Raw genomic sequence first — 14,493 nt, 5'->3', positions numbered from 1 at the left:
TGGCATCCTGCAGGCTGCGCCGCCCGGTTTGCCGAAGGCAATGCTTGGCAGCGGCCCCGGAACCGCCTAAACCCTTCGGTCAAAGGAATGATGACAGCGATGAAAACACAGACCATGAACCGCGACTGGATTGCCACTGCCGAGACCCTCTCAAGCGCCCTGCCCTATCTGCAGCGCTATGACGGGGCCATTGTTGTCATCAAGCTGGGCGGCCACGCCATGGGCAGCGACGAGGCGATGGAGACCTTTGCCCGCGACATCGTGCTGATGCGCCAGGTCGGGGTGAACCCGGTGATCGTCCACGGCGGCGGTCCGATGATCAATGCGATGCTGGAAAAGCTGCAGATCCGGTCCGACTTCGTCAATGGCAAGCGGGTCACCGATGCCGCCACCATGGAAGTGGTGGAAATGGTGCTGTCCGGCGTCGTCAACAAACGCATCGTGCAGGCGATCAACCGCCAGGGCGGCCGTGCCGTCGGCCTGTCGGGCAAGGACGCCAATCTGATCACCTGCGATCAGGCTGATCCGGACCTCGGCTTTGTCGGCGCCCCGGCCGATCTGGACCCCAAGGTGCTGTACGGGTTGTTTGAAAAAGACATGATCCCGGTGATCGCCCCGATCGGCGCTGGCCGGGACGGCGAAACCTTCAACATCAATGGCGACACCGCTGCCGGTGCGGTCGCCAAGGCGCTGCAGGCGGACCGGCTGCTGCTGCTGACCGATGTTGCGGGTGTCAAAAACGGCGACGGCGACGTGGTGACCGAGCTGAAGGCCGCGGATGTCGAGGCTATGACCGCCAGCGGCGTGATTGCCGGCGGAATGATCCCGAAAACCGAAACCGCGCTGGATGCGGTGCGCAACGGCGTGCGCGCCTGTACCATCGTCGACGGGCGGGTGCAGAATTCGGTGCTGCTGGAGCTGTTCACCGACCACGGTGCAGGGTCGATGATCCGCGCCTGACGCGGGCTCAACAGGGTTTGAGGGGCGCTGCCCAGCCGTCATTTGCACATAGCAAGAGCCGCTGCAGCAACTGACGGCTTGTATGGAACCCGGGCAGCAAACCGCAAACCCGCAGGCTTATGTCATGAACGCAGGACCGTCCCGGGGGCCGGTCAATGCCGGAAACGGCGATGCAGTGATCCAGCCCGGATGCTTGGACCGCCGTCTTCCAGCCTCATCGGACCGCTTGCGCGTTTCTGCTGCGTCAGGAAAAGATGTGGCCCAATGTGCAATGCCGGAATAGGTTATAATCTTGTAGCGGCGTAAGCCACGGAGGTCTGAATAGCCACGAACAGCGCCCATGCGATAATCTGTTGAACGCGGGAAGATGTGAAGGATCAGCGCGCTTCACTTGTTCTGCACCATCGCAACACGGGCCATTTCCAGCACAGCGCAGCAAGAATGGAACTGAGATGACCAGATCAAGCAATGACATCCCGATGGCAGAAATTGACCTTGACCGTGATGGTTTCATGCGCACGCTCATTCGCGAACTGTCCGGGACGCTCGAAGACGTCGTCGGTCTCGAAGACGCTTCGGGGTTTATCAGTATCGTTGGCACGAAGATCGGCGAAAGCATCGGTCAATCTTATCGCAATGCGCTGTCTGTCGAAAAACTGTCACGAGGTCAGGTGGCCGCGGTCCTGGTCGATTTGAAACGCCGGATCGAGGGCGAGTTCTACATCATTGAGGAAAGCGACGACCGCATTGTGCTGGGCAATAAGGCCTGTCCCTTCGGCGACAAGGTACTTGGCCGGCCTTCCATGTGCATGATGACGTCAAATGTCTTCGGAAGCATTGCCGCGGAAAATCTGGGATATGCAAAAGTCGAACTCGAGCGCACGATTGCGGCGGGGCATCAGGAGTGCCGGGTGGTGGTGCATCTGAAACACGACGAGGCGGCCAGAGAGGAGGACGGGCGTGAGTATTTTGGATCCCAAGGATAGGATAGAGAGCGCGTTCGAGATGCTCCTGGCATCCGACACGCGCGCATGTCTGCTCGTCACTTCCACAGGTATTGTCCGCGCGACGAACCCACCCTTCAAACGGGCCCACCCCGATTTGGCACCCGGCAACGATCTGGGAAAACATAGCACCTCACCGGAAGCGGTAGCGAAATTTCTGTCCATGTGCGCACGGACGCGGGGGCCTTTGCCGGGCAAAATCACCCTGAAGACCGAGGGCGGAGGATCCTTGACCTGGAGCTGTAATGGCGGGGCCGCCGGTCCGGGAGCAGATGGCGGGGCGCTTGTCATCCTGCGGCTTCAGCCTGCTGAACTGGGAAAAGCCGCTTTCGAGCAGCTCAACCTGAAAATCAGGACGCTGAAATCGGAAATCGAATGGCGGAACCGCGCCGAACAGGCCCGCGCCCATCTCGCGGCAATCGTGTCCTCCTCGACGGATGCGATCTACAGCAAGGATATGGCCGACAATGTGACCAGCTGGAACGACGGCGCTGAAAACATGTTCGGTTACAGCGCCCAAGAGATCGTCGGCCAGACTGCGCTGTGCCTGGTGCCGGAAGAAAAGCGCGACGAAGAGGCGATGTTCGTGCGCCGGGTCGGATCAGGGGAAACCTTGCGCGCCGTCGAAACCTTGCGGCGGTGCAAGGATGGACGCCTGCTGCAAGTGTCGGTCACGCCGTCGCCAATCAGGAACGAGGCGGGCGAAATCATCGGAATTTCCAAGATCGTGCGCGATATTTCGGTCCGCAAGAAGGTGGAGCGGTCCTTGCTGGCTGCAAATGCCAGTCTGGCGCAATTGGTCAACGAGTCGCCTTTCGGCATCTACGCTGTCGATGCGGATTTTCGAATCGCTCAGGTCAGCGTCGGTGCCCAGAAAGTCTTCGAGAACGTCCGCCCCCTGATCGGGCGCGATTTCGCCGAAGCCCTGCGGATTATCTGGCCCGAACCCGCGGCCAGCGAATTCATCGCCCATTTCCGCCACACGCTTGCGACAGGCGAAGCGTATCATGCGCCGGACACGGTGGGGAACCGGCATGATATCGATCAAGTGGAGGCCTATGACTGGAAGATCGAACGCTTGACATTGCCCGACGGCCGCCCCGGTGTCGTCTGTCATTTCTACGACCTGTCGGAACGTCAGAACTTCGAGGCCGCGCTGCGCGAAAGCGAGCAGCGGTTTCGCGGCACCTTTGACAACGCGTCGGTCGGAATTGCCCACATTGGATTGGACGGCACCTGGTTGGAGTTCAATGACCGCCTGTGTGAAATGTCGGGATACAGCCGCACCGATCTGCCGCACCGCAGGCTGGATCAGCTGCTGCACCCCGAGGATCGCCCGGTGGACCCCGGGAAAGTCGACCGCCTCCTGTCCGGGACCATTGCCAACCTGCAGTACGAAGCGCGGCATCTCTGCGCAGACGGCAGCGACGTGTGGTGGGATGTAAGCGTTGCATTGCAACGCAACGGCGAAAGCGAACCGGCATATCTGATTTACGTGATCCGGGATGTCAGCGATCGCAAGGCGGCGCAGGAACACCAGAACATCCTGATGCACGAATTGTCGCATCGCTCCAAGAACCAGCTTGCTGTGGTCGGTGCTATCGCGCGGCAGACGGCGAGAACAGCCGGATCAATGCAGGATTTCCGGGCCTTGCTCGAGCAACGCCTGAACGGTCTTGCGGTCTCCATCGATTTGCTGGTCAAACAGAGTTGGACCGGCGCCTCTCTCAGAGATCTGATCGACAAGCAGCTGGAAGCCTTCGCTGGCGGCGGCGAACGGCTTGAACGTGACGGCCCTGAGGTTGTGCTCAACAGCAACGAGGCGGAAGTGATCGGCCTTGCGATGCACGAGTTATCGACGAACTGCGTCAAATACGGGGCCTGGTCGACCCCGGAAGGCAAGGTCCATGTTGAATGGGGATTTGAAACGCATGACGAGAAGAAGGTCCTTCGCCTGAGCTGGACCGAGCGCGGCGGACCGCCTGTCAGCGCGCCGGAAAAAACAGGCTTTGGTCAGACGGTGATCAAAAGCTTCGTGTCACAAAAACTTGGCGCAAATGTTGACTTGGCTTATGCGGCTGACGGTTTGCAGTGGACGGTGATGCTACCGTTTGATCGCTGACCGCGTGTCAGCCTCACGGAGTATTTCAATCGATGGTGGAGTTTATGCGGAACCAACTGACCGGGTAAACAGTTGATACCTCACTGTCTATGCTACACTAGGGGTCGCCGGACAAATGGATCTTGAGAATCAACTCGTCTTGATCGTGGAGGATGAATTTCTGATCGCGATGGATTTGGCAGAAACGGTCCGTGAGGCTGGCGCAGACGTTGTTGGACCGGCGGCATCGGTGAACGAAGCGTTGGATCTTCTGAGCAGCCACCGGATTACAGTTGCAGTTCTTGACGTCAACTTGGGTAAGGAGCAGTCGCTCGCCGTTGCAGAAAGACTGACCGGTGATCAGATTCCTTTTGTATATCACACCGGCCAGAAAGCCCTGTTGGGCACCTCCAGTTGGCCAGAAGCACCGGTCATCAGCAAGCCCGCAATCCCATCAGTATTTGTTGCAATGATCGCCGACGCAGCGGCAAAGCGATCAGATCAGCTATGAAATTCCCGGCCTTGATTGACGGATTTACACTGTCCGACAGCCAGGGAGTAAACAGATGGACAGGAAGGCCGGATCATTGCCAGGACCAGCGGCGCAACGGCCCATAGGAAACCGGAGAAACCGAATGCCGCGTTGGGCAGACCGCAAATTGTCCTGCGAGGCTGAAACCGCATGCCGCAATCATCTCAGGACAGGCCGGGCAACAGGCGGGCAACCAGGGCCGAGGCACCGAACAGCACCAATGTTAGCCCGCCGGTCCGCATCACCTTTGCGCCCCCCACAGTGGCAAGGCTGCGCAGCGAGGTTTTGGCGCCCAGCGCGGAAATAGCCACGATCAGCAGCCACTTGGACACCGTTGCGGCAACGGACGCTGCCGCTTCCTCGATCACTCCGGTGTTCGCCAGGACCGCCAGCGCAATGAACACCACGAGGAAACCCGGCACAGGGATTTTCCCTCCCCTGCCCTGATGGCCGGTTGCGGAGCCGAACAGGACCAGCGTGCACAACACAAGCGGCAGCAGGCTGACCCGGACCATCTTCACCAAGGTGGCAAGCTGCGCCGTATCCTCGGAAATTGTGAGCCCTGCCCCGACGACCTGCGCGACGTCGTGTATGGAAGCGCCGAGTACAAAGGCGGTTTGCGCCTCGTTGAAGCCAAGCTGCACAAGCGCAACCGGGTAGAAGATCATCGCCAGCGTCGACAGGGCGGTGACGGCAACAACCGTGAACAAAGTCTCCTTCTCCAGCGCCTTGCCCTTGGGCAGGCAGGCCGATATCGCCAGCGCCGCCGAAGCACCGCAGATCGCAACCGCGCCGCCGGTGAGAATGCCCGACCGCCAATCCCGGCGCGACAGCAGAAGGCCAAGCAGGATCGTGCCGGTCAGAAGCCCTGCTATCGCAGCAAAGCCGGCGATCCCGAGAGAGGCGATGCCGCTCAGGCTGACCCGCACGCCAAGCAGCGCCACCCCGGCGCGCAGCAGCGCCTTGGAGGTGAAGTTGATCCCCGCCGCCGCGGAGGTCTCCTCGGCCAGGGGATTGAAGGCCATGCCGATCATCAGCGCCATCAGCATGACGGGCGCCCGGTAATGTTCCGACAGGAACAGCGCCGCCAGCGCGATCACCACGGCCAGCGCGATCCCGGGGTAAAGCGCGCGGGTATTCGACATCAGGGGAGAGGGCTGCCCGAAGGCGGCAAGGGTCAGCCGTGCCAGCATTGCAGTCTCAGTTCAGTAGTCGTTTTCAAAGGAAGACATCGCGACATAGACAGATTTCAGCTGACTGAAATGCTCGATCGCCGCGCGGGCGTTCTCGCGCCCGATGCCGGATTGCCCCACCCCGCCAAAGGGCATTTCAACCGGGGTCAGATTATAGGCGTTGATCCAGCAGGTGCCCGCCCTCAGCTGCGACACCACCCGGTGGCCGCGGGCCAGGTCACGGGTGAAAACACCGGCGGCAAGGCCGAACTCGGTGCTGTTGGCACGGGCGACGGCCTCTTCCTCAGTGTCGAATTCCAGCACCGACATCACCGGGCCGAAAATCTCTTCACGGGCAATGGTCATGCCGTCGGTGACACCGGCAAACACCACCGGGCTGACCCAGGCCGGGCCTTCCGGCAGCGGCAGCGGCGGGGTGACGCGGGTGGCGCCTTCGCTTTCGGCGGCAGCGATGTAACGGTTCACCCTATCGGCTTGCGCCGCGCTCACCAGCGGGCCGATCTGGGTCTCCGGGTCCATCGGGTCGCCGACCCTGATCTTTGCGGTGCGCTCTGCCAGCCGGGCCAGGAAGGCTTCCTTGATGCCTTTCTGCACAAACACCCTTGTGGCGTTGGAGCAGATCTGGCCGGTAGAGTAGAAATTCCCGAGAATGGCGCCCGAGACTGCGCTGTCGATGGCGGCATCGTCAAACACCAGCAGCGGGGATTTGCCGCCCAGCTCCATGGTGATGTGTTTCATCTGCCCGGCAGCCGCCGCAGCCACCGCGCGCCCGGTGGGCACCGAGCCGGTCAGCGACACTTTGGCAATGCCGGGATGGCTGGTCAGGGCGGCGCCGGTGTCGCGCAGGCCCTGCACCACGTTGAACAGGCCCGGCGGGGCGCCGGCCTCGGTCAGGATCTCCGCCAGTTTCAGCGCTGTCAGCGGCGTCAGCTCGGAAGGCTTGAAGATCATCGCATTGCCGCAGGCCAGCGCCGGAGCAGCCTTCCAGCAGGCGATCTGGATCGGATAGTTCCAGGCGCCGATGCCAAGGCAGACGCCCAGCGGCTCACGCATGGTATAGGCCCAGTCGCCGCCCAGCGGGATGTGATCGGCGGTCAGCGTGGCGGCCTGGCAGCCGAAATATTCCAAGCAGTCGGCTCCGCTGGCAGCATCGGCCACCCGGGTTTCCGAGACCGGCTTGCCGGTGTTCAGGCTTTCCAGAACCGACAGCTCCTCGTTGCGGCCCCGGATGAGATCCGCCGCCCGGCGCAGCACGCGGCCGCGTTCCGCGGGGGATCTGGCGGCCCAGATGGCCTGCGCATCGCCTGCGCAGGCCACTGCCCGTTCGATGATGGACGGGGAGGCGCCATTCAAACGGGCGATCACATCACCCGTTGCCGGGTTGATGCAGTCGAACGGGGCGCCAGCGGCGTCTCCCAGGTAGCCGCCGCCGATATAATGCGAGGCTACGGGCTGGCATGGGAATTGCGTCATGCTGGCGCTCCTTGGGGTCAAATATGGACGTAGAGGTCGCCGCCTTCGACGGAAATGTCGAAGCGGCGGGTCTTCACGGCGGGATCAACCAGAAACTCGCCCGAGCGGATGTCGAATTCCCAGCCGTGCCAGGCGCAGCGGACGATCTCGCCAGCGCGGTCATAGACAAACTCGGTTGCGCCGGTCTGCTTGGTGGTGCCGCAGACCGGCCCCTCGCAAAGCGCCGCCCCCTTGTGCGGGCAGATGTTCAGCAGCGCATGAAACCCGTCCTCCAGCCGGAACACGCCGATCGGCATGTTGGAGACGGTGACGATCTTGGCCATGTCCTGCGGAACCTCGTCTGCCTTGCAGGCGAAATGCTTGGTGGTCATCGGGGATCCTCCTTATTCAGCGGCCTGCGCGGCTGCGCGCGGCAGGCGGGTGTAGACGTCCAGTGCGTTGAGGCCGAAGATCTTCTCGCGCCAGGCCGGCGGCACATGCAGTTTGTTGACGTCGTCGTAATCCCAATGCGGGTAATCCGAGGCGAACATCAGGGTGTTCTCGCCGTCCATCGCTTCCAGCGCCGCCCATAGGTGCTGGATATTCTCCGGTTGCTCCAGCGGCTGGGTCGAGAAGCGGAAGTGGTCCTTGAAATATTCCGAAGGCAAACGCTTGAGCCAGGGGGTTTCCTTGCGCAGCGCCTTGTAGTTGGCGTCCAGGCGCCACAGAACCGATGGGACCCAAGCCACGCCGCATTCGATCACAACCACCTTCAGAGACGGCCATTTCTCGAACACGCCATTGGCGATCAGGCTCGCCATATGGGTCATCGCGGTCTGCGGCAGAATCGCATGGGTCTCCCAGAAAAAGGTCGACGGGCCAGCACCGATCGGGGTGGAATTGATGCCGCCCTGGCCGCCCAGGTGCATCGCAAACGGCAGGCCCATTTCGGCGCAGGCCTCGTAGATCGGATGGTAGAACGGATCGCCGTAGGGGCGCGAGGCACCGTGGCTGACCAGCACCTGAACAACGCGCGGGTGGCCGCCCGCACGGCGGATTTCGGCAGCCGCCAGATGCGGATCCTGCGGCGCCACCACGATGGAACCCCAGAAGCGGTCGTCCTTGGGCAGCCAGTAGTCGATCATGTAGTCGTTGTAGGCCTTGCACAGCGCATTGGCGTAATAGGGGTTGGCCAGGGTCGAGGCTTCGATCGGCTCGTCGCCGGTCAGGATCGCCACGTCGATATTGTATTTATCGAGGTGTTTTTCCTTCATGATCAGATAGTTGTCACCTTCCTCCACCGGGTTGACGTCATGGCGGGCGAATCCTTCGGGGTGAAACCAGGGGCGGTGGCCGTGCGGGAAGGCGCCGCGCGGGCCGGTGCGCTCTCCGCGGATGAACATGTCCTTGAAAAGGCCTTCCATATACGGTTCCAGGACCGTGGCGCTGCACCAGTAGTTGTGGCAGTCGCAATCAACAATAAACATGCGCTTCTCCTCTCGCTTGTCCAAGCCGGACGGGCTGTGGGCAATGTCTGCGCGGCCTTGATAAGAACCGAGGGTCGGCGAATAAATGCAATTGATATGCCATTTTCAATCGATAATACTGATTGAATGAATCGCCAGCTGCTACTCACCTACATGGACGTTCTGGAAACCCGGAATTTCAACCGCACCGCCGAGAGGCTGAATGTCACCCAGTCGACCATCAGCGCCCGGATCCGGCAGCTGGAGGACGAACTGGGCACCCGGCTGTTCGAACGCGGCCGCGGCGGCGCCGATCCCACGGCGGCCGGGCGGCGGTTCGAAACCCATTGCCGGTCCTTGCTGGCGGCGTGGAGCCTGGCCAAGCGCGATGTCTCGGCCGGACCAGGGCTCAGCCGCCCGCGGCTGCGGGTGTCAGTCCAGTTCAGCCTGGCGCAGTCCGTGCTGGTGGATTGGGCCAAGCAGATCCGCGCCCAGGTGCCAAAGCTAGACCTTTATCTTGAGGCCAATTTCTCGCAGCAGATTCAACGGGACATCCTGACAGGGGAAACCGATATCGGCATCGTGTTTGCCCCGCAGCAGTATCCCGACGTGCATGTGGCCGAGTTCGGCTCGGAAAACTACGTGATGCTGTCGACCGATTGCGGCCGGTTCCTCGAGGTGAACTGGGCCCGCTATATCAAGGTCGCCTACACCTCCTATTTTGAGCGCCAGCATGATGAGCTTTTTCCGAATCTGGTGCATGTCCAGACGGTGGTTGGCAGTGATGATCTGGCGGCTGGGTTCCTGAAGGCGGGTGGCGGCACCGCCTATATGCCCAGCCTGTCGGTGCCCGCCTTGATGGACACAATCCCCGGCCTGCAGCTGGTGGAAGAGGCGCCGGTGATTCCGCAGCCGCTCTATTCCATCGTCCACAGCCGCAAGCGGCACGACCCGCTTGCAGCGCAGGCCACTTCACTATTCCAGAAATTGATTCAAGCGCGTTCCATCGATGATTTCGATTAAAGAAACATAACTGGTGCATTTTTCCGCGCCAGCGGCCGGGTATCTTCCCACGAATTCTATCGTGGAGGTTCCCGCACCATGCTCATCGCTACCGAAAGCCCGTTTTCCCTCAGCTCTGCAAACACCCAGCCTTGTTATGCAGGCGGACCTGCTACGCTGATCTGCAAGGCAGTGATCGGCGAAACGCACGACTGCAAAACCTTGGTCTTTGAGGATGCGCAGAGCCGCAGCTTTGATTTCAAGCCGGGGCAGTATGTGACCTTCAGTTTCCGGATCGGCGGCAAGACCCATGTGCGCGCCTATTCGATTTCCTCCACCCCGACCCGGCCGCACAATATCCAGGTGACCGTCAAGCGGGTGCCCGGCGGGCTGGTATCGAACCACTTGAACGACGAAATCCGTCCCGGCGCGGAAATCGAAATTGCCGATATTTCCGGCAGTTTCAACTGGATCGATATCCCCTGCGACAAGCCGCTGCTGCTATCGGGCGGCTCCGGCGTCACCCCGGTGATGTCGATGCTGCAATACATCACGGATGTGACCCTTCCCAAGGATGTGGTCTTTGTGCATTTCGCCCGCTCCCCGGAAGACATCATCTTCCGCGATCAGCTGGAGTTCCTGGCCAAGCGGTTCCGGAATGTGACCGTGCACCTGGTGGCCGATACCGCGGATGACCCCGCCTTTGACGGCGAAACCGGGCAGATTTCGGCGGCGCTGATGCAGCGGCTGGTGCCGGACCATGCCGAGCGCAGCATCTTCATGTGCGGCCCGGAGGGGTTCATGAAAGCGGCCCGCGCGGTTGCCGGAGAGATCCCTTTTGCCGCGGTCCACGAGGAAAGCTTCGGCGAGAAGATCACCATCGAGGAAACCACCGGCACCGGCGGCGAGGTGTTCTTTTCATTAAGCGGCAGGAACGGCCACTGCGCCGAGGGCGAAACGCTGCTGGAGGCGGCGCTGAGCGCCGGGGTCTGGATCGATTCTGCCTGCCAGCAGGGCGTCTGCGGCAACTGCAAGGTGATGCTGACCCAGGGCCAGGTCGAAACGCAGGAGATGGGCGGGCTGCAGCCGGGTGAAGCAGAGGCCGGCTATGTGCTGGCCTGCTGCAGCTGGCCCAAGGGGGCGGTGGCGCTCGACGCCTGAGCGGCCGCAACCCGCTCAGGCGCAGGATCGCCCAAACGGCACGACGTTTATCAAACCACGCACCTGAAACCTTGAGGGAGGAATAAGTATGTCCATTGGAAACAAGGGGATGAGGGAGCCGTTAAGGGATCTCCCGATCAAAACAGCCGAGAGGGGTTTCTACTCCGGCTTCAATGTCGACGTCACGGTGACCGGCAAGCTGGCGGTTGGCGGGCTGGTGCTCTGGGCGGTGGCCTTTCCGGAAAACGCCGGCTCGGTTCTGGCCGGGTTCAACAGTTTCATCCTGACCCACTTCGCGTCCTGGTACATCCTGGTCATGGCGGCTTTTGTGCTGGTCTGCACCGGCCTGGCGCTATGGCCGGCTGCCGGGCGGCTGAAAATCGGCCGCGACGAGGACAGGCCGGAGTTTTCGAATTTTTCCTGGTTCTCAATGATGTTCGGGGCCGGCATCGGGGTCGGCATGCTGACCTGGGCGGTGGCCGAGCCGGTCTATCATTTCAAGAACAATCCGGATGTGATCCAGGGGCTGACCACCGCGGGTGGCGGGGACAATATCCTCAGCGCCTTTAAATGGTCCTACCTGCACTGGGGGTTTTCGGCCTGGGCGGCCTATGCAATTACCGGGCTGGCGCTGGGGTATTTTGCCTACCGCCGGGGGCTGCCGCTGACCATCCGCTCGGCGCTGACACCGCTGTTCGGCAGCCGCCTGTCGGGCTGGACCGGGCATCTGATAGACATCGTGGCGGTGATCGCCACCATCCTCGGGGTAGCGCAAACGCTGGGCTTCGGGGTCGAGCAATTCGTAGCCGGCATGGCGCGGATCGGCATCGGCGGCTGGCTGCTGAACAGCGAAGGCACCGCTTCGGCCACCGGCATCATCGTCGCGCTGCTGATCATCATGGGCGCCTCCACCCTGTCCGCGCTCTCCGGCGTCGGCAAGGGCATCAAATGGCTTTCGAACCTCAACATGGGCCTGTCGATCTTCCTGCTGGCGTTTTTCCTGATCTTCGGCGCCACCGGCTTTGGCATCCGGGCGCTGTTTGTTGGAATGTGGGACTATATGCTGGCGTTGCCGGAACTGCTGTTCACGGTCTACCGCGGTGATGGCAGCGGCGGCGCGGCGGACAAACTGGAAAGCTGGCAAGGCGGCTGGTCGGTGTTCTACTGGGCCTGGTGGGTGGCATTTGCCCCCTTTGTCGGCCTGTTCCTGGCGCGGATCTCGCGCGGGCGCACCATCCGCGAATTCGTCCTCGGTGCGGTGATTGTTCCGGCCATCATGTGCTTTGTCTGGTTTGCCTTTGCCGGCGGCACGGCGATTGATCTGGAGATGACCGGCGGCGCCGGTGGGGTGATCTTTGGCGCATCGGATGGCGGCAAGATCTTTGCCATGACCCACTTCATGCTTGGTGATGTTCTGGGATGGATGATGGCGGTGGTGATCGTGGTGCTGCTGATGACCTATCTGGTCACCACTGCCGACTCGGCGGTGCTGATCGTGAACACCATAAATGCCGCGGGCGATGAAGGCCCCAAGGCGCGGCCGCATATCATTTTCTGGGGCGTGGCGCTAAGCTTGGTGGTGACAGCGCTGCTGCTGGTCGGCGGGTTGAAGGCGATCCAGACCGCGATGGTGATCGGCGCCCTGCCGTTCTCGCTGGTGATGGTGCTGATGTGCATTGCCCTGATCAAGGCGATCCTGCGTGACAGCATCCGCGCGTCTCACGGAGAACAGGCCACGATCCGGGAAAGCGGCTCCTGAAACCTGTTCCGCTGTGCCGGCCGGTATCAGCACAGCGGATTTCACTCTGCACTTGCAGTGGGCCGCCAAGAAAACTGCTGGACCAGCGGCGTCCGCTCAGGTCCCCCAAACAGGCTTTCAACCGGACCGCCGCGAATGTCCGTTTGCCTGAAGGTTTTTCGATGCGGGCCGCGGCGCACCGTCGGCCAAAATACGGTGGCGGCCCGCGTTGACACATCTCGGAAGGAGAAAGCCGCGGGGGACTTGGATCAGGCTATGGGAAAATGCGCGGTCGCTTGGGGCGGCAATTAGGTCTGGGTGCGGCTGATGCCGTGACTGGCGACCGGTCTGCCCCCTGATTGCGCCGGCGGCGCGGAGGAACGAGGTGCAAATGACGGCTGGGCAAGGGGCGCTGCCACTCTTGACCCTTGGGGCAAGTCTGCCCGGAGTGTTTTTGACCGGATAGAAACCGGACGGCAGCGGCCCGCTGCCGCCCCGGTCCCCCGCGGCCGCCTTAGTTACCTGGCGCTTTATAGGACTTGGCGATGCCGCCGGCTTTCTTCTGCATGGCGGTGAACTCGTCCGAAGTGAACGCCCGCACGGTTTTCAGGTTACTGACGGTCCCGCTGGCACCGGTCGCAAGCAGGCCGGCGAGCAGGCTGGACGCATCATCAATTGTCACCTGGATCGCAAAATCACTGTCGCCGGTGGTCAGATAGTAGCTTTCCAATGCACCGCCTGCCGCTTCGACAATTGCCCGGGCCGCCGCTTCGCGGTCACCGGGGCTTTCAATCATCGCTTTCATGGCAGAGGGCGTATAACAGCCGGTCACGATATATCTTGGCATTCTGGCTCTCCCTGGGGCGAAACCTGCAAGCCGCCCATCGGCCCGATGCCGCATAGTCCGGCCCGCATCCCCCCGCGGCCGGATCATAGCACACTCCGGCGTTCCGGCATATCAGCGCGAGGCCGGCAGCAGGGCTTGCTTTTTGTCCGTACATGCGCATCGCTGCATATATGGATCATGAGAGCCTCCTCCGCCTTGCTGTTTTCCTGGGTCTGTTTGGGCTGTTTGCCGCAGCCGAGGCCTGGGCGCCGCGGCGCGTGCGGCGCATGACGCGCGGGCGGCGCTGGCCGGCCAACCTGTCCATGTCCGTGCTGAACATAGTGACCCTGCGGCTGCTGGCCTTTGGCCTGCCCTTGCTGGCAATGGGGGCGGCGCTGGACGCAGCTGAACACGGCTGGGGGCTGCTGAACCATCTGAACTGGCCCGGCTGGCTGGAGGGGCTGCTGGCAGTTCTGGTGCTGGATTTCGCGATCTGGCTGCAGCATCTGATCACCCATAAGGTGCCGCTGCTGTGGCGGCTGCACCGGGTGCATCACGCTGACCGGGACATGGATGTGACCACCGCGGTGCGGTTTCACCCGGTGGAGATCGCGCTGTCGATGCTGCTGAAGATCGGGCTGATCTACCTTCTGGGCCCGTCTGCCCTGGCGGTGCTGCTGTTTGAGGTATTGCTGAACGGCACGGCGCTGTTCAACCATGCCAATCTGGCCCTGCCGGGCTGGCTGGACCGGACCCTGCGGCGGTTGCTGGTAACGCCGGATATGCACCGGGTGCATCATTCGGTCCTGCGCCGCGAGCATGACAGCAACTACGGCTTTGCCCTGTCGATCTGGGACCGCATGTTCGGAACCTATACGGACCAGCCCGGCGGCGGCCATGACGGCATGACCGTGGGGCTGCGCTGGCAGGACGGGCGCCCGGCCCGGCTGGGCTGGAGCCTGCGGCTGCCGTTCCGCCGCTTCTGACCACGGCGGCGGGAAGGCGCCGGCAGGACAGGACGGGACGTTTTTGCGCTCTGGCAAACGAGTTTACGCTGT

At 62.1% G+C, this 14,493-nt stretch carries 13 protein-coding genes; 8 read left to right on the top strand and 5 right to left on the bottom strand.

The annotated features are described in order from the left end of the window. Positions 1-99: 99 nt before the first annotated feature. The 4 genes from argB to METH_RS01300 all read left to right on the top strand — a co-directional run bounded on the left by argB (position 100) and on the right by METH_RS01300 (position 4,576). The gene (argB, locus tag METH_RS01315; RefSeq protein ID WP_024088592.1) at positions 100-960 is read left to right on the top strand and encodes an acetylglutamate kinase; all 861 of its coding nucleotides are present in this window, start codon (positions 100-102) and stop codon (positions 958-960) included. A 479-nt stretch (positions 961-1,439) separates the two neighbouring features. Beyond that, complete coding sequence (locus METH_RS01310; RefSeq protein WP_245602939.1) at positions 1,440-1,946, top strand: methanogen output domain 1-containing protein; 507 nt, start codon at positions 1,440-1,442, stop codon at positions 1,944-1,946. Beyond that, positions 1,921-4,086, top strand: a complete 2,166-nt coding sequence (locus METH_RS22495; protein WP_156927426.1) for a PAS domain S-box protein — start codon at positions 1,921-1,923, stop codon at positions 4,084-4,086. Before METH_RS01310 ends, METH_RS22495 begins: the two co-directional genes overlap by 26 nt. A 115-nt stretch (positions 4,087-4,201) precedes the next feature. Then, complete coding sequence (locus METH_RS01300; protein WP_044008299.1) at positions 4,202-4,576, top strand: response regulator; 375 nt, start codon at positions 4,202-4,204, stop codon at positions 4,574-4,576. 185 nt (positions 4,577-4,761) lie between these two features. On the opposite strand, the gene METH_RS01295 is transcribed toward METH_RS01300, so the two are convergent. The 4 genes from METH_RS01295 to METH_RS01280 are packed head-to-tail and all read right to left on the bottom strand — an operon-like array spanning position 4,762 to position 8,729. Beyond that, entirely contained in the window at positions 4,762-5,790 is a 1,029-nt protein-coding gene (locus METH_RS01295) for a YeiH family protein (protein ID WP_024088588.1), read from the bottom strand. A 12-nt stretch (positions 5,791-5,802) separates the two neighbouring features. After that, on the bottom strand, positions 5,803-7,263 hold the full coding sequence (betB, locus tag METH_RS01290; RefSeq protein ID WP_024088587.1) for a betaine-aldehyde dehydrogenase: 1,461 nt from the start codon (positions 7,261-7,263) through the stop codon (positions 5,803-5,805). A gap of 17 nt (positions 7,264-7,280) precedes the next feature. Continuing rightward, entirely contained in the window at positions 7,281-7,634 is a 354-nt protein-coding gene (locus tag METH_RS01285; protein ID WP_024088586.1) for a Rieske (2Fe-2S) protein, read from the bottom strand. Between the two features lie 12 nt (positions 7,635-7,646). Further along, positions 7,647-8,729 (bottom strand): amidohydrolase family protein, encoded by a 1,083-nt coding sequence (locus tag METH_RS01280; protein WP_024088585.1) that lies wholly within the window; start codon positions 8,727-8,729, stop codon positions 7,647-7,649. Positions 8,730-8,855: 126 nt separating this feature from the next. Between METH_RS01280 and METH_RS01275 the strand changes: the two genes are divergently transcribed. From METH_RS01275 to METH_RS01265, 3 genes are all read left to right on the top strand, one after another. Beyond that, positions 8,856-9,731 (top strand): LysR family transcriptional regulator, encoded by an 876-nt coding sequence (locus METH_RS01275; protein ID WP_024088584.1) that lies wholly within the window; start codon positions 8,856-8,858, stop codon positions 9,729-9,731. Between the two features lie 78 nt (positions 9,732-9,809). After that, positions 9,810-10,871: an FAD-binding oxidoreductase gene (locus METH_RS01270; RefSeq protein ID WP_024088583.1), complete on the top strand. Its 1,062-nt coding sequence runs from the start codon at positions 9,810-9,812 to the stop codon at positions 10,869-10,871. 88 nt (positions 10,872-10,959) lie between these two features. After that, positions 10,960-12,630, top strand: coding sequence for a BCCT family transporter (locus tag METH_RS01265; protein WP_245602938.1), 1,671 nt, complete (start codon positions 10,960-10,962; stop codon positions 12,628-12,630). 493 nt (positions 12,631-13,123) lie between these two features. On the opposite strand, the gene METH_RS01260 is transcribed toward METH_RS01265, so the two are convergent. Next, positions 13,124-13,456, bottom strand: a complete 333-nt coding sequence (locus tag METH_RS01260) for a GYD domain-containing protein (protein WP_024088581.1) — start codon at positions 13,454-13,456, stop codon at positions 13,124-13,126. A gap of 170 nt (positions 13,457-13,626) precedes the next feature. Here METH_RS01260 and METH_RS01255 point away from each other — a divergent pair, with 170 nt between their 5' ends. Beyond that, entirely contained in the window at positions 13,627-14,421 is a 795-nt protein-coding gene (locus METH_RS01255) for a sterol desaturase family protein (protein ID WP_024088580.1), read from the top strand. The last annotated feature ends 72 nt before the right edge of the window (positions 14,422-14,493 follow it).

The organism is Leisingera methylohalidivorans DSM 14336 (assembly GCF_000511355.1).
In the GTDB taxonomy this organism is placed as follows: Bacteria; Pseudomonadota; Alphaproteobacteria; order Rhodobacterales; family Rhodobacteraceae; genus Leisingera; species Leisingera methylohalidivorans.
This window is presented reverse-complemented; position numbering and strand designations above follow the sequence as displayed.

Coding starts and splice junctions, on each gene's coding strand:
- METH_RS01255 (WP_024088580.1), top strand. CDS start 13,627: ATGGATCATGAGAGCCTCCTCCGCCTTGCTGTTTTCCTGGGTCTGTTT.
- betB (WP_024088587.1), bottom strand. CDS start 7,263: ATGACGCAATTCCCATGCCAGCCCGTAGCCTCGCATTATATCGGCGGC.
- METH_RS01295 (WP_024088588.1), bottom strand. CDS start 5,790: ATGCTGGCACGGCTGACCCTTGCCGCCTTCGGGCAGCCCTCTCCCCTG.
- METH_RS01260 (WP_024088581.1), bottom strand. CDS start 13,456: ATGCCAAGATATATCGTGACCGGCTGTTATACGCCCTCTGCCATGAAA.
- METH_RS01310 (WP_245602939.1), top strand. CDS start 1,440: ATGGCAGAAATTGACCTTGACCGTGATGGTTTCATGCGCACGCTCATT.
- argB (WP_024088592.1), top strand. CDS start 100: ATGAAAACACAGACCATGAACCGCGACTGGATTGCCACTGCCGAGACC.
- METH_RS01280 (WP_024088585.1), bottom strand. CDS start 8,729: ATGTTTATTGTTGATTGCGACTGCCACAACTACTGGTGCAGCGCCACG.
- METH_RS01300 (WP_044008299.1), top strand. CDS start 4,202: ATGGATCTTGAGAATCAACTCGTCTTGATCGTGGAGGATGAATTTCTG.
- METH_RS01265 (WP_245602938.1), top strand. CDS start 10,960: ATGTCCATTGGAAACAAGGGGATGAGGGAGCCGTTAAGGGATCTCCCG.
- METH_RS01275 (WP_024088584.1), top strand. CDS start 8,856: ATGAATCGCCAGCTGCTACTCACCTACATGGACGTTCTGGAAACCCGG.
- METH_RS01285 (WP_024088586.1), bottom strand. CDS start 7,634: ATGACCACCAAGCATTTCGCCTGCAAGGCAGACGAGGTTCCGCAGGAC.
- METH_RS01270 (WP_024088583.1), top strand. CDS start 9,810: ATGCTCATCGCTACCGAAAGCCCGTTTTCCCTCAGCTCTGCAAACACC.